The organism is Paraburkholderia unamae (genome assembly GCF_003268775.1).
Lineage (GTDB): Bacteria > Pseudomonadota > Gammaproteobacteria > Burkholderiales > Burkholderiaceae > Paraburkholderia > Paraburkholderia unamae.
This window is the reverse complement of sequence record NZ_QLSU01000031.1, coordinates 1-26,022: the sequence shown is the minus strand read 5'-3', so window position 1 is coordinate 26,022 and position 26,022 is coordinate 1. Positions and strand designations below refer to the sequence as shown.

The 26,022-nt window shown below is 65.7% G+C and carries 21 protein-coding genes; 7 read left to right on the top strand and 14 right to left on the bottom strand.

The window, feature by feature from the left end; translation table 11 throughout:
- The first annotated feature begins 273 nt into the window (after positions 1 to 273).
- Both C7401_RS35140 and C7401_RS35135 read left to right on the top strand, forming a co-directional pair.
- A complete protein-coding gene (locus tag C7401_RS35140; protein ID WP_112176658.1) occupies positions 274 to 1,974 on the top strand; it encodes an FAD-dependent oxidoreductase in 1,701 nt (566 codons plus the stop codon).
- Positions 1,971 to 2,921 (top strand): NAD-dependent epimerase/dehydratase family protein, encoded by a 951-nt coding sequence (locus C7401_RS35135; RefSeq protein WP_258397352.1) that lies wholly within the window; start codon positions 1,971 to 1,973, stop codon positions 2,919 to 2,921. Before C7401_RS35140 ends, C7401_RS35135 begins: the two co-directional genes overlap by 4 nt.
- A gap of 45 nt (positions 2,922 to 2,966) precedes the next feature.
- Here the strand turns inward: C7401_RS35135 and C7401_RS35130 are convergent, their stop codons facing one another.
- From C7401_RS35130 to C7401_RS35110, 5 genes are all read right to left on the bottom strand, one after another.
- The gene (locus C7401_RS35130; RefSeq protein ID WP_112176656.1) at positions 2,967 to 3,638 is read right to left on the bottom strand and encodes a SagB/ThcOx family dehydrogenase; all 672 of its coding nucleotides are present in this window, start codon (positions 3,636 to 3,638) and stop codon (positions 2,967 to 2,969) included.
- Positions 3,639 to 3,837: 199 nt separating this feature from the next.
- The gene (locus tag C7401_RS35125) at positions 3,838 to 5,223 is read right to left on the bottom strand and encodes a lipopolysaccharide biosynthesis protein (RefSeq protein ID WP_258397351.1); all 1,386 of its coding nucleotides are present in this window, start codon (positions 5,221 to 5,223) and stop codon (positions 3,838 to 3,840) included.
- Positions 5,216 to 6,916, bottom strand: coding sequence for a glycoside hydrolase family 44 protein (locus C7401_RS35120; protein WP_112176655.1), 1,701 nt, complete (start codon positions 6,914 to 6,916; stop codon positions 5,216 to 5,218). The genes C7401_RS35125 and C7401_RS35120 overlap by 8 nt, the downstream gene beginning before the upstream one ends.
- Positions 6,894 to 8,180 carry a hypothetical protein gene (locus tag C7401_RS35115; protein WP_112176654.1) on the bottom strand — a complete coding sequence of 429 codons (1,287 nt, stop codon included), beginning with the start codon at positions 8,178 to 8,180 and terminating at the stop codon, positions 6,894 to 6,896. The genes C7401_RS35120 and C7401_RS35115 overlap by 23 nt, the downstream gene beginning before the upstream one ends.
- Positions 8,181 to 8,232: 52 nt before the next feature.
- A complete protein-coding gene (locus C7401_RS35110) occupies positions 8,233 to 8,916 on the bottom strand; it encodes a polysaccharide biosynthesis/export family protein (protein WP_165842068.1) in 684 nt (227 codons plus the stop codon).
- A 345-nt stretch (positions 8,917 to 9,261) separates the two neighbouring features.
- Between C7401_RS35110 and C7401_RS35105 the strand changes: the two genes are divergently transcribed.
- Positions 9,262 to 11,286, top strand: coding sequence for a GumC family protein (locus C7401_RS35105; RefSeq protein WP_165842069.1), 2,025 nt, complete (start codon positions 9,262 to 9,264; stop codon positions 11,284 to 11,286).
- Positions 11,287 to 11,305: 19 nt separating this feature from the next.
- Positions 11,306 to 12,277 carry a DUF6492 family protein gene (locus tag C7401_RS35100; RefSeq protein WP_112176651.1) on the top strand — a complete coding sequence of 324 codons (972 nt, stop codon included), beginning with the start codon at positions 11,306 to 11,308 and terminating at the stop codon, positions 12,275 to 12,277.
- A 108-nt stretch (positions 12,278 to 12,385) separates the two neighbouring features.
- On the opposite strand, the gene C7401_RS35095 is transcribed toward C7401_RS35100, so the two are convergent.
- Both C7401_RS35095 and C7401_RS35090 read right to left on the bottom strand, forming a co-directional pair.
- Entirely contained in the window at positions 12,386 to 12,682 is a 297-nt protein-coding gene (locus tag C7401_RS35095) for a GYD domain-containing protein (RefSeq protein ID WP_112176650.1), read from the bottom strand.
- Between the two features lie 35 nt (positions 12,683 to 12,717).
- The gene (locus tag C7401_RS35090) at positions 12,718 to 14,124 is read right to left on the bottom strand and encodes an FAD-binding oxidoreductase (RefSeq protein WP_112176649.1); all 1,407 of its coding nucleotides are present in this window, start codon (positions 14,122 to 14,124) and stop codon (positions 12,718 to 12,720) included.
- A 480-nt stretch (positions 14,125 to 14,604) separates the two neighbouring features.
- On the opposite strand from C7401_RS35090, the gene C7401_RS35085 reads away from it, so the two are divergent.
- Together C7401_RS35085 and C7401_RS35080 are read left to right on the top strand one after the other, a co-directional pair.
- Positions 14,605 to 14,817, top strand: coding sequence for a DUF1059 domain-containing protein (locus C7401_RS35085; protein ID WP_112176648.1), 213 nt, complete (start codon positions 14,605 to 14,607; stop codon positions 14,815 to 14,817).
- Between the two features lie 407 nt (positions 14,818 to 15,224).
- Positions 15,225 to 16,397 carry a branched-chain amino acid ABC transporter substrate-binding protein gene (locus C7401_RS35080; RefSeq protein ID WP_112176647.1) on the top strand — a complete coding sequence of 391 codons (1,173 nt, stop codon included), beginning with the start codon at positions 15,225 to 15,227 and terminating at the stop codon, positions 16,395 to 16,397.
- A 181-nt stretch (positions 16,398 to 16,578) separates the two neighbouring features.
- Here the strand turns inward: C7401_RS35080 and C7401_RS35075 are convergent, their stop codons facing one another.
- The 7 genes from C7401_RS35075 to C7401_RS35045 all read right to left on the bottom strand — a co-directional run bounded on the left by C7401_RS35075 (position 16,579) and on the right by C7401_RS35045 (position 24,924).
- The gene (locus C7401_RS35075) at positions 16,579 to 17,331 is read right to left on the bottom strand and encodes a FadR/GntR family transcriptional regulator (protein ID WP_112176646.1); all 753 of its coding nucleotides are present in this window, start codon (positions 17,329 to 17,331) and stop codon (positions 16,579 to 16,581) included.
- Between the two features lie 174 nt (positions 17,332 to 17,505).
- On the bottom strand, positions 17,506 to 18,258 hold the full coding sequence (locus tag C7401_RS35070) for an SDR family NAD(P)-dependent oxidoreductase (protein WP_112176645.1): 753 nt from the start codon (positions 18,256 to 18,258) through the stop codon (positions 17,506 to 17,508).
- Positions 18,259 to 18,277: 19 nt separating this feature from the next.
- Positions 18,278 to 19,018 carry an SDR family oxidoreductase gene (locus tag C7401_RS35065; RefSeq protein WP_112176644.1) on the bottom strand — a complete coding sequence of 247 codons (741 nt, stop codon included), beginning with the start codon at positions 19,016 to 19,018 and terminating at the stop codon, positions 18,278 to 18,280.
- Between the two features lie 33 nt (positions 19,019 to 19,051).
- Complete coding sequence (locus tag C7401_RS35060) at positions 19,052 to 20,248, bottom strand: NAD(P)/FAD-dependent oxidoreductase (protein WP_112176643.1); 1,197 nt, start codon at positions 20,246 to 20,248, stop codon at positions 19,052 to 19,054.
- Between the two features lie 37 nt (positions 20,249 to 20,285).
- Positions 20,286 to 21,116: an NAD-dependent epimerase/dehydratase family protein gene (locus tag C7401_RS35055; protein ID WP_112176642.1), complete on the bottom strand. Its 831-nt coding sequence runs from the start codon at positions 21,114 to 21,116 to the stop codon at positions 20,286 to 20,288.
- A 10-nt stretch (positions 21,117 to 21,126) separates the two neighbouring features.
- The gene (locus C7401_RS35050) at positions 21,127 to 22,809 is read right to left on the bottom strand and encodes a hydantoinase B/oxoprolinase family protein (RefSeq protein WP_112176641.1); all 1,683 of its coding nucleotides are present in this window, start codon (positions 22,807 to 22,809) and stop codon (positions 21,127 to 21,129) included.
- 3 nt (positions 22,810 to 22,812) lie between these two features.
- The gene (locus C7401_RS35045) at positions 22,813 to 24,924 is read right to left on the bottom strand and encodes a hydantoinase/oxoprolinase family protein (protein ID WP_112176639.1); all 2,112 of its coding nucleotides are present in this window, start codon (positions 24,922 to 24,924) and stop codon (positions 22,813 to 22,815) included.
- A gap of 562 nt (positions 24,925 to 25,486) precedes the next feature.
- Between C7401_RS35045 and C7401_RS35040 the strand changes: the two genes are divergently transcribed.
- The coding region (locus C7401_RS35040) for an electron transfer flavoprotein subunit beta/FixA family protein (RefSeq protein ID WP_112176638.1) at positions 25,487 to 26,022 on the top strand (536 nt) is incomplete at its 3' end.

Below are 26,022 nucleotides of genomic sequence, written 5' to 3'. Positions count from 1 at the left end.
TCCGCGCGCGACGAGGCCCACGCGCGTCGCCCATCAAGCAGGCGCAGCGCCACCCCGAACCACAACGAACGTTTTAGTTTTTTCTGGTCTCCTGGCTTTTGCCAAGATGCTTTTGAACTTCAGGGAGAATATTACTGCGCTGTCGGTGCGGTGGGTAACACTGGCGTGCGTTTTTCGAGACAAATATCGACATGCGCTTGAAATTTCATCGAATGCGCGCCTGGCATCGGACCTCGAAGCGGACCTCGCATCAACCTTGGGATCGGACACACGATGATCGTCGACGCCCGTGATATTCCCGCCGGCACGCTGCTGCGCGCGGACCTGTGCATCGTGGGCGCCGGGGCGGCCGGCATCACGCTCGCGCTCGCGCTGGAGGCAAGCGGCCTCGACGTGATCGTGCTCGAAAGCGGCGGCGACGCGCCCGAGCCGGCGACCCAGGACCTGTACGCGGGCACCGTGGCCGACGCGCGCCTTCACCCGCCGCCGGAAAGCTACCGGGTGCGCCGCTTCGGCGGCTCGACCACGCTGTGGGGCGGGCGCTGCATGCCGCTCGACGCGCACGACTTCGACGCGCGCGCGCATATCGCGCACAGCGGCTGGCCGATCGCGTTCGCCGACGTGCTGCGCCACTACCCGCAAGCCAACGCGCTGTGCGAGGCGGGCGACTTCGCCTATACGGCGGAGAGCGCGTTGGCCGCGCCGCTGCGCCCGATGATCGGCGGCTTTGCGAGCGAGGCGTTCTCGACGCACACGCTCGAGCGCTTCAGTTGCCCGACCGACTTCGGCCAGCGCTATCGCGCGCGCCTCGCGAAGGGGCGCGTGCAGGTGCTCCAGCACGCGAACCTGTGCCGTCTGCCGATGCTGGCGGGCTCCTCGCGACGCGTGGGCGCGGCCGAAGTGCGCGTGCTCGGCGGCGCGGCGTTCCTGGTGGCGGCGCGCGCCTTCGTGCTCGCCACGGGCGGGCTCGAAGCGCCGCGCCTGCTGCTCAACAGCCCCGGCCCGAGCGGGCGCGGGCTCGGTAACGCGCACGACGTGGTGGGCCGCTATTACATGAGCCATCTTGCGGGCACCATCGGCACGCTCGACCTCGCGGCGGCGCAGTTCGTGTGGCACGGCTACGAGGTGTCGGACGAGGGCGTGTACTGCCGCCGCCGCCTCGCGCTGCGCGCGGACCGGCAAGACGCGCTGCGCGCGGGCAACTTCGTCGCGCGTCTGCATCACCCGCGCATTCCGGATGCGGGGCACGGCAACGGCATTCTCTCCGCGCTGTATCTCGCGCGCGGCATCGTCCCGTATGAATACGCCAAGCGGCTCTACGATGGCACGCCGCAAGGCTATGCGGGCTCCACGCTCGCGCATCTGAGGAACGTCGTTGCGGACGCACCGAACACGGCGCGCTTCCTGTGGCACTGGCTGCGCCGGCGCACGCTGGCGGCGCGCAAGTTTCCCTCGGTGATCGTGCGCCCGGCGAACCTGCGCTTCTCGCTCGACTTCCATGCGGAGCAGGAGCCCAACCCGGCCAGCCGCGTGACGCTCGGCGAGGCGACCGACGCGCTCGGCCTGCGCCGCATCCACGTGGACTGGCGCTATAGCGCGCAGGACGTCGCGACGGTGAGCCGCGCGCTCGCGGCGCTCGCGCACGAGGTCGAGCGCGCGGGCGTGGGACGCTTCACGTACGACCCCGCGCAGGTCGAAGCCGAGATGACGCGCTACGGCGCGTACGGCGGCCATCACATCGGCACGGCGCGCATGGGCCTCGACCCGCGCACGAGCGTGGTGGACCCCAACTGCCGCCTGCACGAAGCCGACAACGTCTACGTGATGGGCGCGGCCGTGTTCCCGACGTCGGGCCAGGCGAACCCCACCCTCACGATCGTCGCGCTCGCGCTGCGCCTCGCCGAACACCTCAAGCAGGCGGCGGACTTGTCCGCGTTGCCCGTTGCCACCGTCAACCTTCCCGAGCCTGCATGATGACCGCGCAGAAAGCCCGCATCCTCGTTCTTGGCGCAACCGGCTATGTCGGCCGCCATCTCGTCAAGGCGCTCGCCGCCGCCGACTGGGCCGAGCCGGTCGCCGCCTCGCGCCGCGAAGGAAGCGGCCTGCGCCGCGTGGACGCTGCGGACCCCGCCTCGCTGCGCGCCGCGCTCGCGGGCGCGGACGGTCTCGTGAACTGCGTGGCCGGCGCGCCGGAGGCGATCGTCGCCAACGCCCGCGCATTGCGCGCGGCGCTCGACGCGCACGGCACGCCGCTGCCGGTTGTACATTTCAGTTCGATGGCCGTGTACGGCGCGGCCGAAGGCCGCATCGACGAAGACGCCGCGCTCCAAGCCGTGAGCCCGTATGGGCAAGCGAAGCGCGAAGCGGAGCGGCTGCTCGTCACGCTGCCCGCGCTCACGGTGCTGCGCCCCGGCTGCATCTACGGCGGCGGCAGTCCGCAATGGTCGCTGCGCATCGCGCAACTGCTGCGCGCGCGACGTCTGGGCGACCTGGGCGCGGCGGGCGACGGTTGCAGCAACCTCGTGCATATCGACGACGTCGTGCGCGCGGCGCTGGCCGCGCTGAGCACGCCGACCGCGGGTGGCCGCGCCTACAACCTCGCGATGGCCGACGCGCCGCGCTGGAACGAGTACTTCGTTGCGTACGCACGCATTCTGGGCGCGACGCCCGTGGAGCGCATCGGCGGCCGCCGCCTCGCCTTCGAAACGAAGCTGCTCGCACCCGCGCTGAAGATCGCCGAAATCGCGGGCCGCAAGCTCGGCGGCGTGAAGGTGCCGCCGCCCTTGCCGCCCTCGCTCGCGCGGCTGTGGCAACAGGACATCAAGCTCGACGCGCGCCGCGCCGAAGCCACCTTCGGCCTCGCGTGGACGCCGTGGCACGCCGCGCTGCAAGCCGAGGCGGCGTTGTCGTTCGCGGCCTGAAGCCGTCGCCCGCCCGGGCGTGGCGGCATCGCCGCTTGCGGCAACTCATGCCGGCATGCCTACCGGGATGAGATACACCACGCTCTGGCCATGGGGCAGCGCGAGCTTGCGCGCCGCCGGCGCCCCGTCGACCGCGCCCACGGGCACGGCGCCGAGCCCGAGCGCGGCCGCCTGGAGCAGGATGTTCTGGGCGGCGTGGCCGGCCTCCAGGTCGGCATAGACCTGGGCGCGTGCGCCATAGCGCGGCGAGAGCCGGGCGGGCTCGGCGGCCACGACGATCACGACCGGCGCCGCGCCAACCGACGCTTGCCCGAGCGCGAGCGCCTTCAACTCGGGGCGCAGGTCGGGCGTGACCCGCGTCGCGGCGCGGTGCTCGCGCGGCAGGTAGTGCATCACCTGCGCGGCGCTCACCGCGTACAGTTCGAGCGCATACAACGCGCCGGCCGAAGGCGCGGCGCGCTTGCCGTCCGGGCTCGTGACGCCTTGCCCGGCCCAGAACAACTGGCCGATGGTTTCGACCGGCAGCGGGTCCGGCTTGAACCTGCGCACGGACCTGCGCCGGGCGATGGCTTCCTCCAGAGATACCGTGCCGGCGGCGTTGGGTTTGGGCAGCGCGACTTCGTCGGTGTAGTGCGCGGGGCTTTCGTCGGCCTGCGCGGCAGTCACCTCGGCAAGCGCGGCGGCGGCAAGCACAGCCAGGAGTTCGCGGCGTTTCATCGGACGCCTCCGTGAGCGAAGGCGCAGACCGGCGGGCTGATCCTGCGGCCTGCGCGAAAGTCGGACCGGGTTTCGGTGTGAATCGCAATCCGGAAACGGCATGGTGTCGCCCATGCCGTCCCGATGGCAAAAGTTATAGACCGTAAATGGGAGATTGCGAGGTTGCGTGCCTCTGCACGGCGGCCCGTGCGCGCAGGCGCTATTTGCCTTGCTGCGTGCCGTCTTGCGCGGCGGCGCTGCGCGACACGCGCCCGAGCGCCCAGCGCCCGAGCAACGCAAGCGGCGCCACGCCCAGCAGCCGGTGCGCCACCCAGGCCGCGAGCGCGCCGTTCACGGCAATGGCGAGCGACGCCGCCGCGGCGGCCCCGACGCTGCCGCCAACCGGCGCGAGCACGGCGAGGCCGACGAGCAGCACGGCGACCGAGCAGACGTTGATCCGGTAGAGCACGGAGGTGTGCGCGGTCATGCCGAGCAGTTCGGGCATGGCGGTAAAGCACGCGGCGGCGAGCTGGCCGAGCGCGAGCACGCGCAGCGCGGGGGCGCCGCCGCCGAAGCCCGGCCCGAACAGGTGCAGCAGATGTTCGGGAACGAGCAGCATGCACACGGTCACGGGTAGCGCGAGCAACAGCACGAGGCCCGCGGCCTGGGCGGCGCTTCGTTCGAGGCCGCGCCGATCGTCGTGCGCATGGAGGCTTGCGAACTTCGGTGCGGCCATGCCGGTCACGCCGCTGATCAGCAGATTGACGACGAGCGCGAGACGCCACGCGAGCGCGAACAGCCCGGTCTCGCGCGAGGACGCGACGATGCCGAGCACGATGGCGGGCGCGGACGTGATGAGGAGCTTGGTGAACTCCAGCGTGAACAGCGGCAAACCCGCCTTGAGCAAACGCGGCGCTTCGGCGGGCGGCGCGCCGCTTGCGGGCACCGAGGCGAGAAACCGCTTGAGGAGCCATGCGCCGACGAGCGCGGTCAGCGTGAAACTGGCGGCGATCAGCACGAGGGTGTTCGCCACGCCCATGCCGTGCGCGAGGCCGAGCGGAATGGCGGCCACGCAGAAGATGGCGGGCCACAGCCAGGAATAGATCATCTGGCTGTAGCCCACGCGCTGAAGCCCGGCCAGCGCGCCCGCCACTGTCGCGCCCACGTTCTGCGGAACGAAGGAAAGCGCGCCGAGCACGAGCGGCCACGCGAGTTCGGGCTTGTGCAGCACGTGCTGCGCGATGACAAACGCGAGCGCAGCGAGCGCGGCGGCGACAGCGATGGAGGCGAGCGCAACGACTCCCAGCGCGCGGCGGATAGCGGGGCGCACGGCGCTCGTGCGCCCCGAGGCGAGGTCGATGGCGACCTGCCGAGTCAGCGCCTGATCGATGCCGAGGCGCCCGAAACCCGCCAGCGCCACCATGGTGCTGAACACGATATAGAAGTTGCCGGTCTCGACCACGCCCAGCATGGCCGCGATCAGCAGGTGGAAACCGTAGCGGCTCGGCAGGTCGAGCAGGCGCACGCCGAGGCTCACGAGCGAGCCTCGCATCATCGATGCGCTGTGCTGCCGGGCGCTCGCGCGCGCTTCGCCGGTCTCACTCATGCGGTGCATCGCCCGCCGCGCCGCGCAGCACGAACAGCGTCACGCTCTGCGCGGGCAGGTTCGCGCGCAGCGTGCCGTCCTGGTAGCGCGCGTCCGGCATGCGGAACAACGTGTTGTTGGCGAGCCGCCAGGTTTCGGCCACGCCGCTCGCCGCGAAATGCGCGAGCGCGATGCTCGCGTCGGCCGTGCGGTCCAGTTGTTTGTTGACGACCACGAGCGTCATCGCGTGGTCGCTCTCGCGCAGGGCCGCGAACGCGGAGACGGTGTCCGGGTCGGGCGCGTTCGCCGCAATGCTGGTCGCGCCGAACGCCGCGCCCTGGCCGTCGTAGTTGCGGTAGAGCTTGAACGCCTTGTACACCGGCATCGACGCATCGAGCGTGCCCCAGCGCGTGGCGAGATCCAGGCCTTCGCGCCCGAAAATGCCGAGCACGTCGGCCTGGGCCGTTGCGCCGTTCATCAGCGTGTCGCCGCCCCAGTTGTATTCGGTGATGCCGATGGGCGTGCCGGGGTAGTAGTACGTGTCGGCCCAGTGGCGCATGAGCGGGATCAGCGCGACCACGCTGTTGATCCACGTGGGGTCCTTGTAGTTCGTGTCCCACAGGTCGCGCGTGGAGCGGTTGCGCATGAGCGCGACGGCCTGCGAGTTCGTCACGCCGGACTCGGCATATTCGCCGCCCTGCGGGTAGAAGTGCAGGCTGAACACATCCACCGGATGGCCCGCCGCTTTCCATTGCGCGAGCAACCACGGCACGTATGGCAGGCCCTGGGTTTCGTTCGCGCGGTCCGGTGCGTGTTCGAGGCCGTGATCCACCGCGTACTGCTGGTCGAAACCGCTGTAGAAGTAGCCCTGCCAGCCCCATTCCTCGGGCGCCACGACCTGGGCGTGCGGGTCGGCCGCCTTCACGGCGCGCGCGTAGGCGACGACCTTGTCGGCGATCTCGCGCGCGTGCGCGCCCGTGGGATGCACGTCGCGGTGAATCAACTGCCAGAGGCTCGGTTCGTTGTCCATCGCGTAGTAGCGCACGCCGCCACCGCTCGTGCCATCGCTGTTGCCACCGCTAGCGCCGCCGAACTGCCGCACGAGGTCCGCCACGCGCGCCTGCTCGTTTTGCGGATCGTCGGGTGTGGTGGCGTCGTTTGCGTCGTTGCCCACGATCGGCTTGCCGCCGGGCGCCACGCCGTTGCCCGCGTCCGCGTGGCCGTCCACGTCGTGGTTGGGCTGCGGGCCGTATTTGGCGATCGAGAAGCTCGCAAGCGTTTGCCGCTGCGGTCCGAGCTTCGCCACCCGGCCCAGCATCGGAATGGTCAGGATGGGCGTGGCGCCGCCCGCCTGGGTGAGCGCCACGAAGCGCTCGCCGAACTGGTCGTTGATGTCGTCGGGATTGACGCCGAGGCTCTCGAAATACCAATCCTTGCCCGCGTTGCGCGCGTCGATGCGCCAGTTGTACGCCGAGGCGCTGTTGCCGCCCGAGCGGTTCAGCGGCGCGCGCAGGTCTTGCAGCGTGGCCGTGGTGCCGAAGTTCACGCCGTAGATGAGCGGGCTGATCGGGTGCCGCCCGGCGGCGGCGTCCACCGTGATGGCGACCGGCAAGGGCGTGCCCGACGTGGCGTCGGTGCAGGCCGCCGCGCCCGTGGCGAGCAGCGCCGCGCCGATCAGGCGTGTGCGCAGGCTAGGGCGTTTCTGGCGTGGCATGGTCGATCCGGGAGTCGGTGGGGGCGTGGTCCAGCTCCCCCGCGCGCCACACGTAGGCGAAGATCGCGAGTATCACGGCGGTCTCGCCCGGCGTGAGCGTGGGCGGGTAGAAGGCGGAAATGAGCAGGATATAGACGAGATAGTCGTACAGCGAGCCGAGGAAATCGTCCTCGACCCGCGCACGCAGGCGCCGGTAGAACACGATGCCGCGCAACTGGAAGCACAGGATGATCAGCGCGCCGAGCACGCCATATTCGAACACGATGCCCAGCCACGTGATGTCGGCGAGGAAGAAGAAGTGGTGGAAGTAGTCGATCAGGTTGTCCTTGCTGGTCGAGCTGATCGTGCCCACGCCGAACAGCCAGCGCATCGGGTCGCTGCCGAGGAACTTCGTGGCGAGCAGGATGGTGACGCGGCGCGTGTCGAAGCCGGTGCTCGCGTCGGTGCTGAACACCGTGGCGAGATACCCCGCCGAGAACATCGCGGCGAGCGCGAGGGGCGCGCACAGCAGGAGGCCGAGACGCGCGAGCGGGCGCGACCACACGAAGGCGTTGATGATGAGCACGCCCATGATGCCGATCACCATCGCGCGCGTCTTGACGATCAGGAGCGTGACCGCGAACGCGATCACGACGCCGAGCAGGTAGCCCGCGTGCCGCTCGAACCAGGCGCGCCGGAAGCAGAAGAACAGCAGGATGAGCGGGAAATACATCGACATACGGATGCGGTGCCCGCGGTTGTCGCTGCTGAAAAACGGCGACTGGCCGATCACATACGACTCCTGGTACCAGTCGGACGGCACCACGGCCCAGAGCACGATCAGCACGGCAAGGATGACGACGCCGAGCACGATGAAGCCGCGCTCCAGTTCCCCGAGCGTCGGCTTGAGCGTGAGCAGCAGCGCGAGAAACGAGAAGAAGTACAGAATCGGCAGGAGCTTCACCTGCGCCGTGATGCTCGTGAAAAAGCTCTCGTGAAAATAGATCACGGCGGCGAAGCTCGGCACCAGCAGCAGCCACGCGAAGCTGATGAGGATTTGCCGCGTCATGGGAAAGCGCGGGTGGCCGCCCAGGCGCAGCACGGCGGGCAGCGAGATCACCGGCAGCGCTTTCGAAAGCGCCCACAGCGGCACGAGCGAGCTGAGGTAGTGGAAGGTCTGGCCAAAGAGCGGCAGCAGCGCGAGCAGCCACCACGTGACCCGCCACCTGGCGGGCTCGCGCGAGAAGACGGGGGCGAGCCCGGTAGTCGTTGAGGCTGTTTCCATCGCGATTGAGTGTTCCGCCCGCCCGGCAAACCGGCGTGCGGCCCGGGCTCGTTCAGGGCCAGGTGGGGTTGTTCGAGATCGTGTAGTCGAAGCCGCGATTGAACGGGATGACCTTGTCGATGTACTGGTCGATCCACTGGTCGACTTCGGCGATCGACGACTTTGGCACGAAGATCGTGTCGGCGGCCTGCAACACGACGTCCTGCTTCGAATCGCCGCGGTGCGTGAGGGCGTCGATGTCGATCGTACGCAACATCTCGCGGCCGTCGGGGCTGCGGCGAATCAGCACAACCTCGTTGGTGCGCGCCGTGTCGAGCAGCCCCTGGGCAGCCATGATGGCCTGCATCACGCTCATGCCGTTGTGCAGGGCGATTTCGCCGGGACGCCCGACCTGGCCGCCCACATAGATTTTCGCGGCGGACTGGATGATGGAGACCGAGGCGTAGCCGTTCTTCGCCATGCCGCCGGTGGCGAGCGCCTTGTTGACCGAGTCGGCGAGTTGCGCGACCGTGAGCCCCGCCGCGGGGATCGTGCCCGCGAACGGCATGGTGAGCGAGCCGTCCGGCGCGACCGAGCCGCGGAAATTGAGCTCGGCGTTGAACGGCAGCACGACCGACAGGTCGTCGCCGGGCATGATGCGGTACACGCTGGGCGTGGCTTCCGACCACGCTGCGAAGTGGTCCGGCTGCTGGTATTTCGGCTCCACCCAGGTCTGGGTGCAGGCGGTAAGCGTCATCAGCCCCAAGGCTAAGGCCGGGCGGGTTATGTTCATCGGGCGCGTGCTTGAAGCGGTGGCTTGCGGTTCCTTATTCATGTCAAGTAACGGCAGTGATTGCCGTTAATGAAGGGTGGAACTCGCAATAAATTTTAGGGAATGCCGGTTTGATCCGACCTTCCAGATGTTTTCTTACGTATTATATGCGCCGTCGAATCTCTATTGTTGGCCCGGAACCGCACCTGTATGGTTATTACTACTAGAACAAGGCCTGAACGGAAGGCAGCAGTTGTCGAACTGACGGTCCGGGATTATCTCAACACCTTTTTTTATTACCGCAAGATTGCAACAGCGGTATTTCTTGCCGTGGTGGCCATCGGCCTCGCCGTCGCCATTGTGGTGCCGATGCCTTACCGCGCCCAGGCCACGCTGCTCGTGCTGCTCGCGGGCTACTACGACCAGTCGAACAACCCCAACGGCGGCGGCGCGGTGCAGCCGGCCATCGGCCAGCTCGACGGCGTGGAGGCGCAGATCCTGAGCAGTCCCGAACTGCATCGCGACGTGGTGATCGCCAAATTGGGGCCGAACGCGAGCGAGCACGAAATCGACAGCCAGTTGCAGGATTTCGAGCACCGGCTGCATATCGAGCAGAACGATCTCGCGAGCACCATCAACCTCACGTACTACGACGCCGACCCCAAGGCGGCGGCCGATGCGCTCTCGCGCCTGCTCGACACCTATTTCCGGCGCCGCGCCACGATCTTCACGTCCGGGCGCGTGGATTTCCTGACCGGCCAGCGCGACGAAGTCGCGCGGCAACTGAAAAAGGCCGACGCCGACCTGCTCGCGTTCCAGAAGACACACGGCATCGTCAATGTCGACGACCAGATCTCGCGCGCCGTGCTGCTCGAAAGCCAGCTCGTGCAGCAGAAGTTCGAGAACGACAGTTCGCTTGCGCAGCATCGCGGCGAACTGAAGTCGGAGCAGGGTTCGTCGAAGGGCGTGAAGGCGACCATCCCGATCTTCACCGACGACTCCGAAGCCGCTCACGCGCTGGACACGATGCAGCTTTCGCTGATGCAGCTCGAATCGCGCCGCGCCGATTTCGCTTCGCGCTATATGGACAGCTCGCCGTTCGTGCAGCAGCTCGACCAGCAGATCACGGACATGCACGCGAGCATCGAGCGGCGGAAAAAGCAGATGGCCACGGCCACGCGTTTCGGCCACAACGACTATTACGACGTGGTGCAGGGCAAGCTCGCCACGCTCAACGCCAGCATTGCGGGCGAACTCGCGCGCCAGGCGACGCTGGAAGGCCAGATCAAGGACGCGCGCGCGAGGCTCAAGAACCTGAGCGACGTGTCCAGCCAGATGCGCCAGTTGCAGGCAAGCCGCGATCTGCTTGCCGACAGCTTCCGCGACCGCTCGCGCCAGGTCGAGCTTGCGAACATCCAGCAAGGTCAGGTGAGCCAGGTGAATAGCACGAACGTGCGCGTGATCCAGGCGCCGTTCCCGCCCTCGCAGCGCAGTATTTCGGCAAGCCTGATCGTTTCGGCGAGCGTGGCCGCAGGACTCCTGATTTCAGCGCTCGTCGTGCTGATCATGGCGAGCCTGCGCGAAACCTTCCTGAGCCCGGAGCAGGTGGAGCGCTCGCTGTTGCTGCCGGTGCTCAACGCGCCCGTGAAACTGAGCGGCGCCGGCGCGCCGGGCGCGGTTTCGCCGGACGGCGCGTTACCGGCGAGCCGGCCCGCGCACATGGCGTACGGCCGCATGATCGCCGCGATCAACGCGAGCACGGACGCGCCATCGAAGGTGATCATGGCGCTCTCGTTCGGCAAGAACGATGGCCTGCTCTCGGTGATTCGCGGCCTCGCCGTCGAACTGGAACACCGCTCGACCAAACCGATCCTGATTCTCGACATGGCTTCGGGCACCGACACGCCGCTCTATGGCCAGCCGAACGCACAGGGCCTGCTCACCTGGTCGGGCCACGGCGCGCCGGAGCACGACGCGCATGCGAAGCCCGGCGACGTCACGACATCGGGCGGCCTCGTGTTCGAGAGCGTCGAGCGGCACAACATCGTGGTCGCGCGCCCCGAAAGCGGTCTGTTTCCTTCGTCGTGGCGACAGGCCACGAGCCTTTTCGACACCTTGCGCGAGGCGCACGACTACATCGTCGTGCACGCGCCGCCCGCGAGCCAGTCGTTCACGGGCATCGAAAACGCGGCGCTGGCGGACGCAACCGTGATGGCGGTGCGCGCCGAAGTGTCGCGCAAGCCGGTGGTGCTCGGCCTGAAGGCGCAGGTGCTCGACGCGGGCGGCAGGCTCATCGGCATCGCGCTCACGCACCGGCGCGGCTATATCCCCGCCTTCATTTACCGCTTCTTCTAACCTGCCGGGTCCGACTGCCATGCAACAGATCAGCGCGATCCTGCCGATCAAGACACGCGGGCGGCATTACGCCGACAATATTGGCCGCTGCGATATTTTGTTCTCCTCGCTGCGTCATTTCACGCGGCCGGAACTGTTTCATCGCTTCGTCATCGTGGTGCCGCACGACGAACTCGAAGAGGTGAAAGGCTACGCGAAGGCGTGGTCCGATTTTCCGATCGAGGTGGTCGACGAATCGCTGCACATGGGCATCTTCGCGGAGTTTTCGCAGCGTCATCAGATCCGCAACTGGCACCGCCAGCAGATCATCAAGCTCAACGCGCCCGCCTGGATCGAGACCGAGTATTTTCTCGTGCTCGACCCCGACTGTTTCGCCACGCACCGTTTTGGCGCCGACACGCTGATCCTCGACGGCAAGGCGCTCACGCACGTGCAGCCGCGCACGGTGGAGCCGTACTACTGGGAAGCGTCGGCGAAGCTGCTCGACGTCGACCCGCAACTCTCGCGCGACGGCATCTGGTGGACGCCCGCCATTCTGTCGCGCACGTTGTGCCTGAGCCTGCAACAGCGGCTCGAAACGGTGCACGGCACCGACTGGCGCCGCGTGCTGCTCGCCAATTACGCGCTCGACTGGACCGAGTACACGCTTTACTGGCTCAACGCCGAGCGCGAAGGGCTGCTGGAGCGCTATCACACGGGCCCGAAACCCGGCCAACGGGCATTGCACGCCGACGAAAGCGTGTGGTTCGCCGACAAGATGGAAGGCTGGAGCGAGGCCCGCCATCTCGCGCCGGAAAGCGACGGCATGTTCGCCGTGGTTCAGAGCAACACGCGCATTTCGCCGCAGCGCGTGGTGGAGCAGCTTTCGCCTTATTTCCCGATCGCGCTTCAGCCGTACGAGCGTCACGTCGATCCGGCGCTCAAGGGCGCGGAGCTTTATTCGGCCGTCGCGCGCCGCGCCTTGAAGTTCGTGAACAAGCTGCGCGGCTAACGCAGAACGTCGCGCGCGCCGCGCCGTTGAGTCGCGCGGCGGGCGGCGGAACCCGGTTCGCCGCCGCCTGATGTTTGACGAGTGTTTTCCGAATGTTTTGCGAATTTTCTACTGCGGCAGCTTGCCGAGAATGGCCGAGAATTCGCTCTTGTTCAGCGCGCGTAACGTTTGCGTGCGGATATTGCCAAGCGCGCCGAGCGCGAGACCGAATGCCATCAGGCTTTCGTCATCGGGCGCTTCGACGATCGTGACAATGTCGTATTTCCCCATCGTCCAGTAGATCTCCTTCATTTCGCAGCCGAATCCACGGGCCAGTTCCGCAGCCTGCCCCGCGCGCTGCGCGCTGTTCTTTACGCTGCGAATCCCCTGGTCGGTGAATTGCGCAAGCACCACATAAGTCGACATGACGAATCTCCTTACGCTGACAATCGAATGGCGAATCAGTTGCTCCCTGCTCGCGACGCGTCGGGCTGGATATTCTGGTTATGCCGGAACAGATTGTCCGGGTCGTAGCGAGTCTTGATGGCGATCAGGCGCGCCATGTTCGGGCCGTAAGCCGCTTCAACGCGCGCACGTTCGTCCTCGGTGAGGAAGTTCACGTACACGCTGCCCAGCGCATAAGGCGCCGAGGCTTCGAAAAAGCCGCGCGCCCAGTCGATGCAGCGGGCGTCGTCGGCGGCGTCGGTCCAGCGGCCGTGCACATTCATGACGTAGAGGGCGTCGCGATTGGGGTAGGCCATCGCGTCCGCGGCCACGCGCAGCGTCGCGCCGCCGATTTGCCCGAAGAATATTTCGCACTGGGGCGAGGGCAGCCGCGCGATGGCGTCGAGCAGCGTGTCGATCAGGCCGTCCGGCAGCGTCGCGAGATTGTGCGACTTCCAGTAGTTGCGCGCGCCCGGCGTGAGCAGCGGATCGAACGCCTTTTGCCATGCGGCGTAAGGCATGGGCCCGAGATGCTCGCCATAAGGCTTGCCGAAGCGGCGCACCGGCTCCACCGCATCGGCCGCGCTGTCGAGCGATCCCGTGTAGCAGATCGCGAACGCGATGATCGGCTTGCCGTGCACTTCGGGCGGCAGGAACGGCAGGGGCGGCGCGAGGCGCAGCACGCTCCAGACCGTCAAGTTCTCCGGCATCGCCGCGCTCGCTTCGCGATAGTGCGCGAGCGCTTCCTTTGCGGCGTCGATCGGCAGCACCACCAGCCCGCCATACACTTCGGGGCCGACCGGGTGCAGCGCGAACTCGAACATCGTGACCACGCCGAAATTGCCGCCGCCGCCGCGTATCGCCCAGAACAGATCGGCGTTTTCGTCGGCGCTCGCGCGCAGCAGATTGCAGTCGGCGGTCACGACATCGACGGAAACCAGATTGTCGACCGACATGCCGAGGCGGCGGCTCAGCCAGCCGAAGCCGCCGCCCAGCGTGAGGCCGGCCACCCCCGTGGTGGAGTTGATTCCCAGCGGCGTGGCGAGGCCGAACGCCTGCGCTTCGTGATCGAAGTCGCCGAGCGTGGCGCCCGGCTCGACATACGCGCGGCGCGTGGCGGGCTCGACGCGCACCGACTTCATGAGCGAGAGGTCGATCACGACGCCGCCCTCGCACAGCGCGCTTCCGGCGATATTGTGGCCGCCGCCGCGCACCGCGAGCGGCAGCCCGGACTCGCGCGCGAACGCCACGGCGCGCCGCACGTCGGCGCAGCCCTGGCAGCGCACGATCAGCGCGGGGCGACGCTCGATCATCGCGTTCCAGATTTGCCGCGCTTCTTCGTAGCCCGCGTCGCCGGGTTGCAGCGCCTGGCCGCGTAGCGCGCCTTTCAATGTCTCGATGGAATCGCTCGACAGGCTGGACATGGCACACCTCTCTCATTCAGCGCATCGCGCGCTGCGTGCAGGCGCGCGCAAGCGCGATTTGCGTGGACTGGCTGGATTGAGCGCGCCCGCGCGGGCCTCGCGTCAATCGTCGAATCAATCTGCGGATTTCGCACGCGCGATGCACAGCGTGCGTTGGAACAGGAAAGCGGGAAGGAGGGGCTTTCAGAAAGGGCGGCGGGCGCAGCCGGAGTGTACGGGCCATGCGGGCCCGGTCTGCGAGGGTTTCGCCGCGCGGCCCGGCTGGGGAGCAGGAGCGCCGGCGAAGTCTCGAAGATTAATTAGATAACCTAAATTACGCAGCTTGATAAATAAAAGTGCTGCGCAATTCATTCAGATGATTGTTATACGTGGACGGGTTTTAATAGTTTAGCAAGCGTATTGCATGGGTTCTATAATTTTTACGCATGCGCGGGCGGCTCGCGCGTGCGCGGTGATCGCCGCATCACGAGGAGATTCGCCATGGCTCGAAAATACATTGACTGTAGGGAGTTCCCGAGCGAAATGCATTGCACGGTTGCGATTTCGGCGGATTCGGACTCGGAACTTCTGGAGGCGGCGGTGCAGCACGCGGTGAGCGTGCATCATCACGCCGATTCGCCTGAACTGCGTGGGCAGCTCAGCCAGCTCTTTCACGACGGCACGCCCCCTGTGGCAACGCCACGCGCGGGTTGAGGAGGCCAGCGCGGGGCTCGATCGCGCAAGTCGACTAGAAGCCGATTGAGTTCAAAAAGGGGCATGGCGCTCGCCGGTCGCAAGCCAACTTTCAGTGAGCGACGGGTGAACCCGTCATCGGGGCATGCCCCTGTCCAGCAGGCCGCCATTGCGCGCGCCGTCATCCCATGGCATTTGACACCGGGCCGCCAGGGTCACGAAAACCCTGGTCCGAAGTTTTATTTTGGCCCGTTGACATATGATGTCCTACCTAATACCTTGTCTATCAATCAGCGTCGCGGCGGACAGCCCCGCCTGCCGATCCCGAGTGCCCGGCGTTGACGTTCCGAGTCAAGGCTCCATGTCGTGCACCCTGCGCGATGACGAGCCGGAAGCTTTTCCACAGACCAATCCAGTCGAGGTATGAAATGAGACAGCTGTTTCCCCTTAACGGCGTTGCCGTGGCGGTCACGTTGGCGCTCGGCGCCGCCGCCTTCAGCTCCGGCGCCTACGCGGGCGACGTGGTAATAGGCTTCGCGGCGCCGCTGACTGGTGCATCCGCCCATTACGGCATCGATCTGAAACGCGGCGCCGAACTCGCGCTCGACGACGCGAACGCCCAGAAGCTCGTGATTGGCGGGCAGCCCGTCCATTTCGTGCTGGACGCCGAAGACGACCAGGGCGACCCCAGAACGGGCTCCCAGGTCGCCCAGAAACTCGTCGACTCGAAAGTCGCCGGCGTGGTCGGCCATTTCAACTCCGGCACCAGCATTCCCGCATCCCGCATCTATAACGCCGGCGGCATTCCGATGGTCTCGCCCACCGCGACCAACCCGAGCCTGACCTCGCAAGGCTATGCCAACGTCTTCCGGGTGGTGAACTCCGACGCGCAGATGGGCCAGCTTGCCGGTCACTCCGCGGTGCAGGCGCTAAAAGGCAAGAGCATTGCCGTGATCGACGACCGGACAGCGTTCGGACAGGGCATGGCCGACGAGTTCGTCAAGGGCGTGGAGCAGGCGGGCGGCAAGGTGGTCGATCGCGAATTCACGACCGATAAATCCGTGGATTTCCGGGCGCAGCTCACGCGCATGAAGTCGTTCAATCCGGATGTGGTGTTCTGGGCCGGACTCGATCAGCAGGCGGGCATGCTCGTGAAGCAGATGCGCCAGCTCGGCATGCGTGCGGTGCTGCTCGGCGGCGGCAGTTTCGAAAACGAGACCTTCCTGAAGGTCGCGGGCGAGAGCGCGAACGGTTCGACGTCGTGGGACTACGGCATCCCGCTCTCGAAGATGAAGCAGGGCAAGGAGTTCGACGCCAAGATGAAGGCCAAATACAACGAAGGCGTGGTGGCCTATGCGCCCGCGGCGTATGACGCGACCTGGGTGCTCGTCAACGCGATGAAGAAGGCCAATTCGACGGACCCCAAGGTATACGGGCCGCTCATCAAGACGGAATCGTTCGTGGGCATTTCCGGCACTATCGCGTTCATGCCGAATGGCGACATGAAGGACCCGGCCGCCACGTTCTACAAGGTCGTCGACGGCAAATGGGTGCCGCAGGCGGTGGCTTATGGCGAGAAGCTGGAGCCGGTGCAGAACTGAATGCGGTCCGAACCCGGCGCTGAATCGGGGCCTGGCAATCGGAAAGTCCGCCCGGTCGAATGAGAATACGGGCAGGCAGGGAGTGAATCGGGCCAACCGCATTGGGAAAACATTCAGGAATGCTTATGGTGTTGCCGCTGCCGGTTCGACTCCGGCAGTGGCAACGCATTGTTTCGGGGCGCTATTCCGCGCGCGTACTCGTAAGGTGATGGTAGCGCTCGAGGCTTTCGTTCAGGTGGCGGCGCATGGCGCGCCGTGCCGCGGCCTCGTCCTGACTTTCGATCGCGTCGAGAATGTCCGCGTGCTCGCGCTGGATGCGGCGGATGTAGGTCTTGCGTTCTTTCGCGTTGGCCTTGGCGTGCTTGAGGCGCAGATCGATAATGATCTCCTGCCCGAGCGTGCGCAGAATCGACGAAAAGTGCGGGTTCTCCGAACAGGTGGCGATGGCGAGGTGAAACTCGAAATCGGCCCGCGCACACTCGGCGTCGTCCTCGACAGAGACGATCTCCATGCGTGCGTACACTTCCTTCAACGCCTTGAGGTGGGCTTCGGAGCGCCGCAGTGCGGCGTAGGCGGCGCACTCCGTCTCCACGCCAATGCGCAGTTCGAGCACGTGCATCGAGTTGTTGAGCGTGTTGCCGTCGATGAAATCGCGCCCGCTCGACAGGCTGCCTGCTTCGGCCACGAACACGCCCACGCCGTGCCGCGCAATCAGGCGGCGGCCGAGTTTCAGCGACGCGACGGCTTCGCGAATCACCGTGCGGCTCACACCGAATTCGGTGCACAGTTCCGCCTCGATCGGGATCTTCGCGCCCGGGGCGTATTCACCGCGATCGATCTTGTCGTTCAGCGCCTGGATGACGAGTTCGGTGAGGCTGCGCCGCTTTCCGGAGGTCGCGGCACTTTTAAGGAGGGTTTCAGCGTCCAGAGTCATTCCGAGTGCTCCACACCGGATCAGGAGAGCGCTGCAATTCACGGATGCAGACGGACCGCGTGGCGCGTGGATCTTGTCTGACCTGCGCCGTATGACATATTACGACGACTTTACCACAGTCCGATGGGAGCAGCCCCGCCCCCGGAGCGCGGAGGGCAGGGCTTTTGATCTTCGTCAGGCGTAGATATAGCCTCCGCTGACGATCACGTTTTCTCCCGTTGCATAGGTGTTCCGGCTGCTGGCCATCATGACCACCCAGTGCGCGATTTCCTCCGGTTCCGCGGCGCGCCCGAGCGGGTTCGCGGCGGCGAGTTCGCCGAGGAATCCGAGCTTTTTGGCGCGCTCGGTTGCGAATCCCGCGGGCGCGACGGAATTGACGAGAATGCCGTCTTTCGCCACTTCCTGCGCGAACGATCTGGTCAGGCTCACGACGGCCGCTTTCGTCGCGGCGTAGTGGGCGTTCTGCGGATGCGCCTTGAAGGCGTCGACGGAAGTGATGTTCACAATGCGGCCTGCCACGTTCGGCTCGACCTTCGCGCGGCTGCGCATGTGCTCGATCGCGGCGACCATCATGTGGTAAGTGCCCTTGATGTTGACCGCGTTTTCGAGGTCCCACTCGTCATCGGAGATCTCGAGGATCGGGCGTCGCGGATAGATCGCCGCGCTGTTGACGAGGCAGTCCACCCGGCCGAGCGCGTCAAGCGCCTTCGCGAACGCCTCGTGGGCCGACGCCTTGCGCGTGATGTCGCCTTCCACGCCAACGACCCGATGGCCTTGCGCGGTGAGCGCCCCAACGGTGTCGTCCAGCAGCGGGCCGTTCTTGTCGATCAGCGCGACGCTGTCCGCGCCGTCCGCCAGCATCAGGTTGGCGATCGACAGGCCGAGGCCGGATGCACCGCCGACGATTACGACTTTCTGGTTCTTCATGGCTGAGAGGGCTCCGCAATTACTTCATGGAAACGATGTGTGATCCGCCTGGCGCCTGGTCGGTCGGAAAGACTTCCAGGCGCGATACATCCACATACTCGGGCAGGTTGAGCGCCGTGGCGATGAGTTCCGCGATGTGTTCGGGCTGGATCGAGCGATAGGCCTCGTAGAGCTTCTGGTTCGCCGCCTGCTCGCCCAGCGCCGTGCGATACAGATTGGTCTGCACGCGGCCCGGTGCGATCTCCGTGACGCGCACGTTGCTGCCGAGCAGGTCGCAGCGCAACGAGTCGCAAAAGAGGCTGATCGCGGCCTTCGTCGCACCGTAGACGGCCGTATTGGGATGCGGGAAACGACCCGCGCTCGAACCCACGAAGAAGAGATGCCCGCGCTTGCGGCGCGTCATCCCGGCCAGCGCCAGATGCGCGAGGTGCAGGGGCGCGCGCAGGTTCACGTCGATCATGCTGTCGATGTCGTCGGGCGAGCTGGCGGGGAAGGGCGCGAGGCCCGGCAGCAGCCCCGCGTTGTTGACCACGACGTCGATCTCAACCTGCTCGAAGAGATCGCGCAGCGGCGTCAAGTCCCGCAGGTCGAGCGCGACGGGCGTGATATTGCCCTCGCTCGCCAGGGTTTCGAGCGCAGCCAGGTCGCGGCCAAGCGCATACACGTGCATGCCGTCGCCGGCCAGCTTGCGGGCGATTGCGCGCCCGATTCCGCTCGACGCGCCGGTGACCACGGCGCGTTGGTAGATGGAAGGTTTCATCTCGTTCTATTCCGTGGGCACCGTTGGCGCAGTTCAGATCACGCCTTCCTCGAGGAAGGGGCGGTTCTCGACGACCCGCTCGTAACCGAGCGGACGCAGATCCAGCGAGCGATACTCGCCATAGGCGATCAACTCGCTCAGGCCGCGTCCGATCGCGGGTGACTGTTGCAGTCCGTGTCCGCTAAAGCCGTTGGCGAACAGGAAGTTCGTGACTTCCGCGTGCGGTCCGACGATCGCGTTGTGGTCCAGCATGCAGAAGTCGTAGTGACCTGCCCACGCGTTCACGACCTTGATGGCTTCGAAGGCGGGAACGCGCTCGGCCAGCGCCGGCCAGATGATCTCTTCGAACTCCGAATGAATGACGTCGAAGTCGTTGACGTCGGCGAGCGGGTCGGGGTCGGGGTAGCAGCCGGTGAGGTAATACTTTCCCTCCGGCCGGAAGAAGATCCCGGTCGTATCGATCGTCAGCGGCACGACGCCTTCGAGCGGCGTGCGGCAGTCGAAAACGAAGAGGCAGCGCTTGCGCGGTTCGACGGGAATGTCGAGGCCGGCGAGCCGCGCCATTGCCGGGCCGCGCGTGCCCGACGCATTCACCATGACGCCGCAGCCAATGGTTTCACCGCTTTTCAGCACGACGCCGGTGACTTTCGAGCCTTCGCGCAGGACGTTCACGACCTCGTTCTCGATGTATTCGATCCCGAGCGCGCGCGCCTTCTTGCGCATGCCTTGAAGCAGGCCGTAGCTGTCGAACCAGCCCTCGCCGGACTGGCCGTACACGCCGTTGACAAGCTGATCGGTGTTGAGCCACGGAAAGCGCGCCGCAAGCTGCTCGGGGTCGAGCAGCACGACGTCCGCGCCGTTCTCGCGCTGGGTTGCGTAGTTGCGCTCGAACATCGGCGCGCCCCTGGCGTCGCCCAGATACAGGTAGCCGTTTTCCTTGAAGCCAAGCTCGGGCGCGTCGCCGTCGACTTCCACCCGTTCGTGGAAGTTGCGGATGAAGTCGGTGCCGAATCGCGAGATCTGGATATTCAGCGGGTTCGAGAACTGGTGGCGTATCGACGCGCTGGACAGCGCGGTTGCCGACTGCGCGTAAGTCGGATCGCGCTCGATCACGAGCACCGAGCCGTTGAAGTCCGGGTTCTTCGCGAGGAAGTACGCGGTGGCGCTGCCGACGACAGCGCCACCCACGATGACCACATCGTAATGGGTCTTTGATGCCTGTTGTGCCATCTTGGTAAGTTCCAGACAGGAGGTGGGGGCGCGAGTATCAGTTCGTTTTCGGGTCTTCGAAGTGGCCGTCGGCCGCGAACGATCCGCCCTGGAAGCGCACGGCCGGGTGACGGGGATCGGGCGTCGGCGTGTTGGCATACACCTCGGCGCGGTACGCATCGGCCGAATCCTGCGGGCGGAAGCCGAGGTACGCGGCCTGCGTGTTGTCCCAGAAGTTCGCGCTGTTGGCCGAATTGCCGTACACGACCATATGGCCGACGCTCGGCGCCATCAGGGCGCGCTCGCACAGATGCGAGAAGTCGTCATAGGAGAGCCACGTGGCGAGCATGCGGCGATCGACGGGCTTGGGGAAGCACGATCCGATCCGCACGCAGACGGACTCGATGCCGAACTTGTCGAAGTAGTAGCGCGAGAGGTTCTCCACGAACGTCTTGCTCACGCCATACAGACTGTCGGGACGCTGCGGCACGTTCGCGTCGATGGTCTGCGTGCACTCGTAGAAGCCGATTGCGTGAACCGAGCTTGCGTAAATCACCCGCTTCACGCCGCATTGGCGCGCGGCTTCGTAAATGTGGTAGCTGCCGACGATGTTCGAATCGAGAATGACCTGGAAGGTATTTTCCCTGGGCGCGCCGCCCAGGTGAATCACCATGTCGACGCCCTTCATCATTTCGAACACCGCATCGCGATCGGCCAGATCGCAGACGACATGCCGTTCGTTTTCGCGCGTCTCGCCAAGCGCGCTGCGATCGCTGAGCGTGAGCGTTTCGGCATAAGGGCGCAGCGATTCGCGCAGGACCGTGCCGAGCGCACCGGCCGCGCCGGTGATCAGGATGTTCTTGAAGGGGGGCGTTTGAATCTCAGGCATGCTGTGCTCCTTACCGGGTGACCGACGCATGCAGCGCGTCGAGCGTCAGTCCATAATCTTCCTGCAATTGCGCTTCCGAAATATATTCATTGCGGATGTCCCGCAGGAGCGCTGCGTGATCGCGCCGCGACGGCGATCCGACGCCGCCGCCGCCGGGCAGCGAGAGCGTGACGCGCTCATGCTCCGCGACCGCCTGCGTGCCTTTGCCTTTCATGCGCGAGCCATCGGAAAGCGTGACCGCACCCGCCGCGCCGGATTGGCCGCCGGACTGCCCGCGCGCCGGGTGATCGATGCGATCGAACATCGCGTTGAAGCGGAAGTGATAGCCGTCGCGCGGGCCGATCTCCACGATCTGGCCGAGGCCGCCGCGATGCTCGCCCGCGCCGCCGGAACCCGAGCGCATTTCCTTGCGCCAGACGACGATCGGGCCGACCTGTTCCGTCGCTTCGACCGACATCGCGTGAACGCCGCTCGGAAAAGCCGTGGCGGAAAGGCCGTCGAGTTCCGCGCGCGCGCCGGTGCCGCCGCTGTTGAACATCAGGATCTCGCTGCCCTTGAGGCCGGAGCCTTCGCGCGCCGGGCGTGCGCTCACGTGCAGGTTCCACAATGCGCCGGAGCCTTCGGCCGGCACGCGGTGCGGCAGCACCTTGTTCAGTGCGCCGAGCACGAGATCGGGCACGAAGTGGCCGAGTACGTGGCGCACGGCAACCGGGCTTGGGCGCTGCGCGTTCAGGATGCAGCCTGCGGGCGCCTGGACGCGGAACGGTTCGAGCGACGCCGCGTTGTTCGGCACTTCCGGAGCGATGATGCACTTAAGGCCGTAACACGCGTACGCCTTCGCATACAGCAGCGGCACGTTGATCCCGAAGGGGCTTGCCGGCGACGTGCCCGCGAAATCGGCGAGGAGATGATCGTCGCCCACGGTGAGCGTGACGTTCAGCTTGACCGGCGTGTCGTAGCCGTCGAGCGTCATGTCGTTCGTCGCGGTTTCCCTGGGCAGCGCGGCGATTCGTTCGAGCGTCGCTTCGCGGCTGCGCGCGAGAATGAATTCACCGATTCCTTCGACGTCCTTGAGATCGAATTCCTTGAGCATTTCGATCAGACGCTTGTGGCCCGTTTCGTTGCAGGAGGCGAGGGCGTAGAGGTCGCCCACCACCTTGTCCGCCTCGCGCACGTTGTTGCGGATGATATTGACGAGGTCGCGATTGACTTCGCCGCGCTCGATCAGCTTCATGATCGGCACGAAGAGACCTTCTTCGTAGATCTCGCGCGAATCCGGGCCGAAGCCGCGGCCGCCGATGTCCACGACGTGCGCCGTGCTCGCGAAGTAACCGATCAGCTCGCCGTTGTGGAACGAGGGAGAGACCACCGTGAAGTCGTGCAGGTGTCCCGTGCCTTTCCACGGGTCGTTCGTGAGGTACACGTCGCCTTCATACATGCGCTCCACGCCGATGTCGTTCATGAAGTGCTCGACGGCTTCGGCCATCGTGTTGACGTGCCCCGGCGTGCCGGTGACGGCTTGCGCCAGCATGCGGCCGCGCTTGTCGAAAATGCCGGCGGAGAGGTCGCCGGCTTCGCGCACGCTGGTGCTGAAGGCCGTGCGGATGAGTGCCATTGCCTGTTCTTCGACCACGGAGATCAGGCGGTTCCACATGACCTGCATGTGGATGGTGTCGAGATTGCTGAGAGACATGCTTTACTCCTGGTTCGCGCGGGCGGCGTTCAGTTCTTTGGCGACAACGAGCAGACAGCCGTCGGGCTGGACCATGGCGTCGAAGGACGAGGTCACGAGCGTCGAGGTTTCCGGCTCGACGATGATGGCCGGGCCCTTCACGCTTTCGCCAACCTTCAGCGAGCCGCGCTCCACGATGGCGGCTTCGACGAAGCGCGAAAGCGCCGCATCGAAAATCTGCCGGGTGCTGGCCGGCGTGACGGCGTCGCGAGAGCTGACGAGCTGGAGACGCTCGACCGGCGGCAGCGGCGAGCTTGCCTTCACGGCCCAACTCACGATCTCGATGTCGAGGCCGTCGATGGGGCGGCCGAAGAACTGCGTGTAGGCGCGGGTAAATGCCTCGGCAAATGCGGTGCGATCTTGCGCGGCGAACTGGCGGTACGGAAAGGCCACCGGAATTTCCCAGCCCTGGCCGACATAGCGCATGAACGCCTTGACTTCGACCTGGGGTTCCGCATCGCCCGAGCCCTGGCGAGCGAAGTGCAGCGCTTCTTCGCTCAACTGGCCGACGATTTCGTTGAGCACGTCGGCGTTGAAGTCGTTGAAGCGCATGGTCGCGCTGCGAACGCTTTCGTAGCCGAACGGCGCGCGCAGAAAGCCGATTGCCGAACCCACACCCGCACCCGGCGGCACGATGAACTTCTTGATGCCGCTTTTCTCGCATAAGCGCGCGGCGTGAAGCGGACCCGCACCGCCGAAGGTGATCATCGTGTAGTCGCCGATGTCCTTGCCGCTTTCGACCGCGTGAACGCGCGCGGCGTTGCTCATGTTCTCGTCGACCACTTCCGCGACGCCGTAGGCCGTTTCTTCCGGGCTCAGGTGAATCGTGCCGCCCACCTTCACAACCATGGCGCTGGCGGCGTTGTCCTTCGAAAGCAGGATGCTGCCGCCCGCGAAGTTCGCGGGATCGAGGCGGCCGAGCAGCAGGTCGGCGTCCGTCACGGTGGGCTGGTCGCCGCCGCGCTGATAACACGCCGGACCCGGCTCGGACGCGGCGCTGTGCGGGCCCACGCGAATCTGCCGCATCACGTCGAGCGAAGCGATGGAGCCGCCGCCCGCGCCGATCTCGACCATCTCGACGACCGGGATCGAAATGGGCATGCCGCTGCCCTTCTTGAAGCGATACGTGCGCGCGACTTCGAACGTATTGGCCGTCTTCGGCGTGAGATCGTCGATGAGACAGATCTTCGCCGTCGTACCGCCCATGTCGAACGAGAGGACCGTGTTGAGATCGTAGCGCGCGGCAATGTGCGCGGCGAAGATCGCGCCGCCCGCCGGGCCGGATTCGACGAGGCGCACCGGAAACTCCGAAGCGCTTTCGATCGACACGATGCCGCCGCCCGAATGGATGATGAAGATCGGACACACCGCGCCAGCGGCCCGGACTTCACCGAGCAGGCGGTCCAGATACGACTTCATGATGGGGCGAACGTAGGCGTTCGCGCAGACGGTGTTGAAGCGTTCGAACTCGCGGATCTGCGGCGACACTTCGCTCGAAATCGAAACCGACACATGCGGCAGCCGCTTTTCGAGCGCCTCGCGCATCGCGCGCTCGTGCGCGCCGTTGACATAGGCGTGGATGAAGCCAACCGCCACGCTCTCGTAGCCGCCTTGCTCGATGCGATCCACGATGGCGGAAATCTGCGCCTCGGTCGGCGTAAGGAGGACGCCGCCCTGCGCGTCGACGCGCTCGGCGAGCGTAAAGCGGTCGCAGCGCTCGATGAGCGGCGGCGGCAGCTTGATGTTCAGGTCGTACTGTTCGAAGCGGTTTTCCGTGCGCATCTCGATCGTGTCGCGGAAACCCTGGGTGGTAATGAAAGCCGTTTTCGCGCCGCGTCGCTCGATCAGCGCGTTCGTTGCGAGGGTCGTGCCGTGGATGATGACGCCGATATCCTTCAGACCAATGCCGGCCTTGTCGGCCACGATGCCGATGCCCTTGATGATCGCGCGCTCGGGCGCTGTGTAGTCCGTGAGGACCTTGGTGGAGAAAAGCTTTCCACCCAGTTCCAGCGCAACGTCGGTGAAGGTTCCACCGATGTCGACGCCCACCCGTGCCTTGTCGTGACTGGCCACCATGACTCTCCTGTTCAAGTCTTAAGACATATGCGGACGCGAAGCTCCGCGAATTTCCGTTGACGAACGCCTGGCGGACGTGAAAGGGCATTGTCAGCCCATTTCCTGCTGCCGTTCTCGCCGTGTTCGTCCTGCGCTTCGAAGTCATTTTTTTGCGCGTTGACATATGATGAGTGACGTCTTACAGTGCTGTCAACACGAACAATATTATTTGCGTCTGGCTGGGTGGTTCGGTAGCCGGGTAGGTTCGGTAAGTAATTGTTTATAAGTGGTTTGTTTGTGGTCTGTGCGTGTCGCAAACGATGCCGTACGACTCGTGCAGGGGGCGATTTCTACAAGCCCTGAAGGTCGAAAAAAGGCGAATTTTCTCGAATTTTTTTGATGCTTGGGATCGTCGGCGCGGAGCCCTTCTGGTCTTCGCGTGTGCTTAGGGGTTAACACCGGGACAGGCCAGTGCCAAACGAGTCAGCTCGCATGACTAATGAAAATGAGGCGCGCGTTCAAGCGCAAGCCGGCCGGGTGAGCCGGGTTCCGAATTGAACTGGCAGGACGAAAGGAAAGCAAGATGAAGGTACTCGTGAGCGTGAAAAGGGTCGTCGATTACAACGTGAAGGTTCGTGTGAAGTCGGATGGCACGGGCGTCGACATCGCCAATGTGAAGATGTCGATGAACCCGTTCGATGAAATCGCCGTTGAAGAAGCGGTGCGGTTGAAGGAAGCGGGTGTCGCGACCGAGGTGATCGCCGTTTCAGCCGGTGTGGCGCAGGCGCAGGAAACGCTGCGCACGGCGCTCGCGATCGGCGCGGACCGAGCGATCCTGGTCGAGTCGAATGAAGACCTCCAGCCGCTCGCCGTGGCGAAACTCCTGAAGGCGCTGGTGGAGAAGGAGCAGCCATCGTTGGTCATTCTCGGCAAGCAGGCGATCGACGACGATTCGAACCAGACCGGCCAGATGCTCGCGGCGCTCGCGAACCTGCCGCAAGCTACGTTCGCTTCGAAGGTTGTCGTGGCCGATGGCAAGGCCACCGTGTCGCGTGAAGTGGATGGCGGCGCGGAAACGCTGTCTTTGACGCTGCCCGCAGTCGTCACGACCGACCTGCG

Coding starts and splice junctions, on each gene's coding strand:
- C7401_RS35140 (WP_112176658.1), top strand. CDS start 274: ATGATCGTCGACGCCCGTGATATTCCCGCCGGCACGCTGCTGCGCGCG.
- C7401_RS35135 (WP_258397352.1), top strand. CDS start 1,971: ATGATGACCGCGCAGAAAGCCCGCATCCTCGTTCTTGGCGCAACCGGC.
- C7401_RS35130 (WP_112176656.1), bottom strand. CDS start 3,638: ATGAAACGCCGCGAACTCCTGGCTGTGCTTGCCGCCGCCGCGCTTGCC.
- C7401_RS35125 (WP_258397351.1), bottom strand. CDS start 5,223: ATGAGTGAGACCGGCGAAGCGCGCGCGAGCGCCCGGCAGCACAGCGCA.
- C7401_RS35120 (WP_112176655.1), bottom strand. CDS start 6,916: ATGCCACGCCAGAAACGCCCTAGCCTGCGCACACGCCTGATCGGCGCG.
- C7401_RS35115 (WP_112176654.1), bottom strand. CDS start 8,180: ATGGAAACAGCCTCAACGACTACCGGGCTCGCCCCCGTCTTCTCGCGC.
- C7401_RS35110 (WP_165842068.1), bottom strand. CDS start 8,916: ATGACGCTTACCGCCTGCACCCAGACCTGGGTGGAGCCGAAATACCAG.
- C7401_RS35100 (WP_112176651.1), top strand. CDS start 11,306: ATGCAACAGATCAGCGCGATCCTGCCGATCAAGACACGCGGGCGGCAT.
- C7401_RS35095 (WP_112176650.1), bottom strand. CDS start 12,682: ATGTCGACTTATGTGGTGCTTGCGCAATTCACCGACCAGGGGATTCGC.
- C7401_RS35090 (WP_112176649.1), bottom strand. CDS start 14,124: ATGTCCAGCCTGTCGAGCGATTCCATCGAGACATTGAAAGGCGCGCTA.
- C7401_RS35085 (WP_112176648.1), top strand. CDS start 14,605: ATGGCTCGAAAATACATTGACTGTAGGGAGTTCCCGAGCGAAATGCAT.
- C7401_RS35080 (WP_112176647.1), top strand. CDS start 15,225: ATGAGACAGCTGTTTCCCCTTAACGGCGTTGCCGTGGCGGTCACGTTG.
- C7401_RS35075 (WP_112176646.1), bottom strand. CDS start 17,331: ATGACTCTGGACGCTGAAACCCTCCTTAAAAGTGCCGCGACCTCCGGA.
- C7401_RS35070 (WP_112176645.1), bottom strand. CDS start 18,258: ATGAAGAACCAGAAAGTCGTAATCGTCGGCGGTGCATCCGGCCTCGGC.
- C7401_RS35065 (WP_112176644.1), bottom strand. CDS start 19,018: ATGAAACCTTCCATCTACCAACGCGCCGTGGTCACCGGCGCGTCGAGC.
- C7401_RS35060 (WP_112176643.1), bottom strand. CDS start 20,248: ATGGCACAACAGGCATCAAAGACCCATTACGATGTGGTCATCGTGGGT.
- C7401_RS35055 (WP_112176642.1), bottom strand. CDS start 21,116: ATGCCTGAGATTCAAACGCCCCCCTTCAAGAACATCCTGATCACCGGC.
- C7401_RS35050 (WP_112176641.1), bottom strand. CDS start 22,809: ATGTCTCTCAGCAATCTCGACACCATCCACATGCAGGTCATGTGGAAC.
- C7401_RS35045 (WP_112176639.1), bottom strand. CDS start 24,924: ATGGTGGCCAGTCACGACAAGGCACGGGTGGGCGTCGACATCGGTGGA.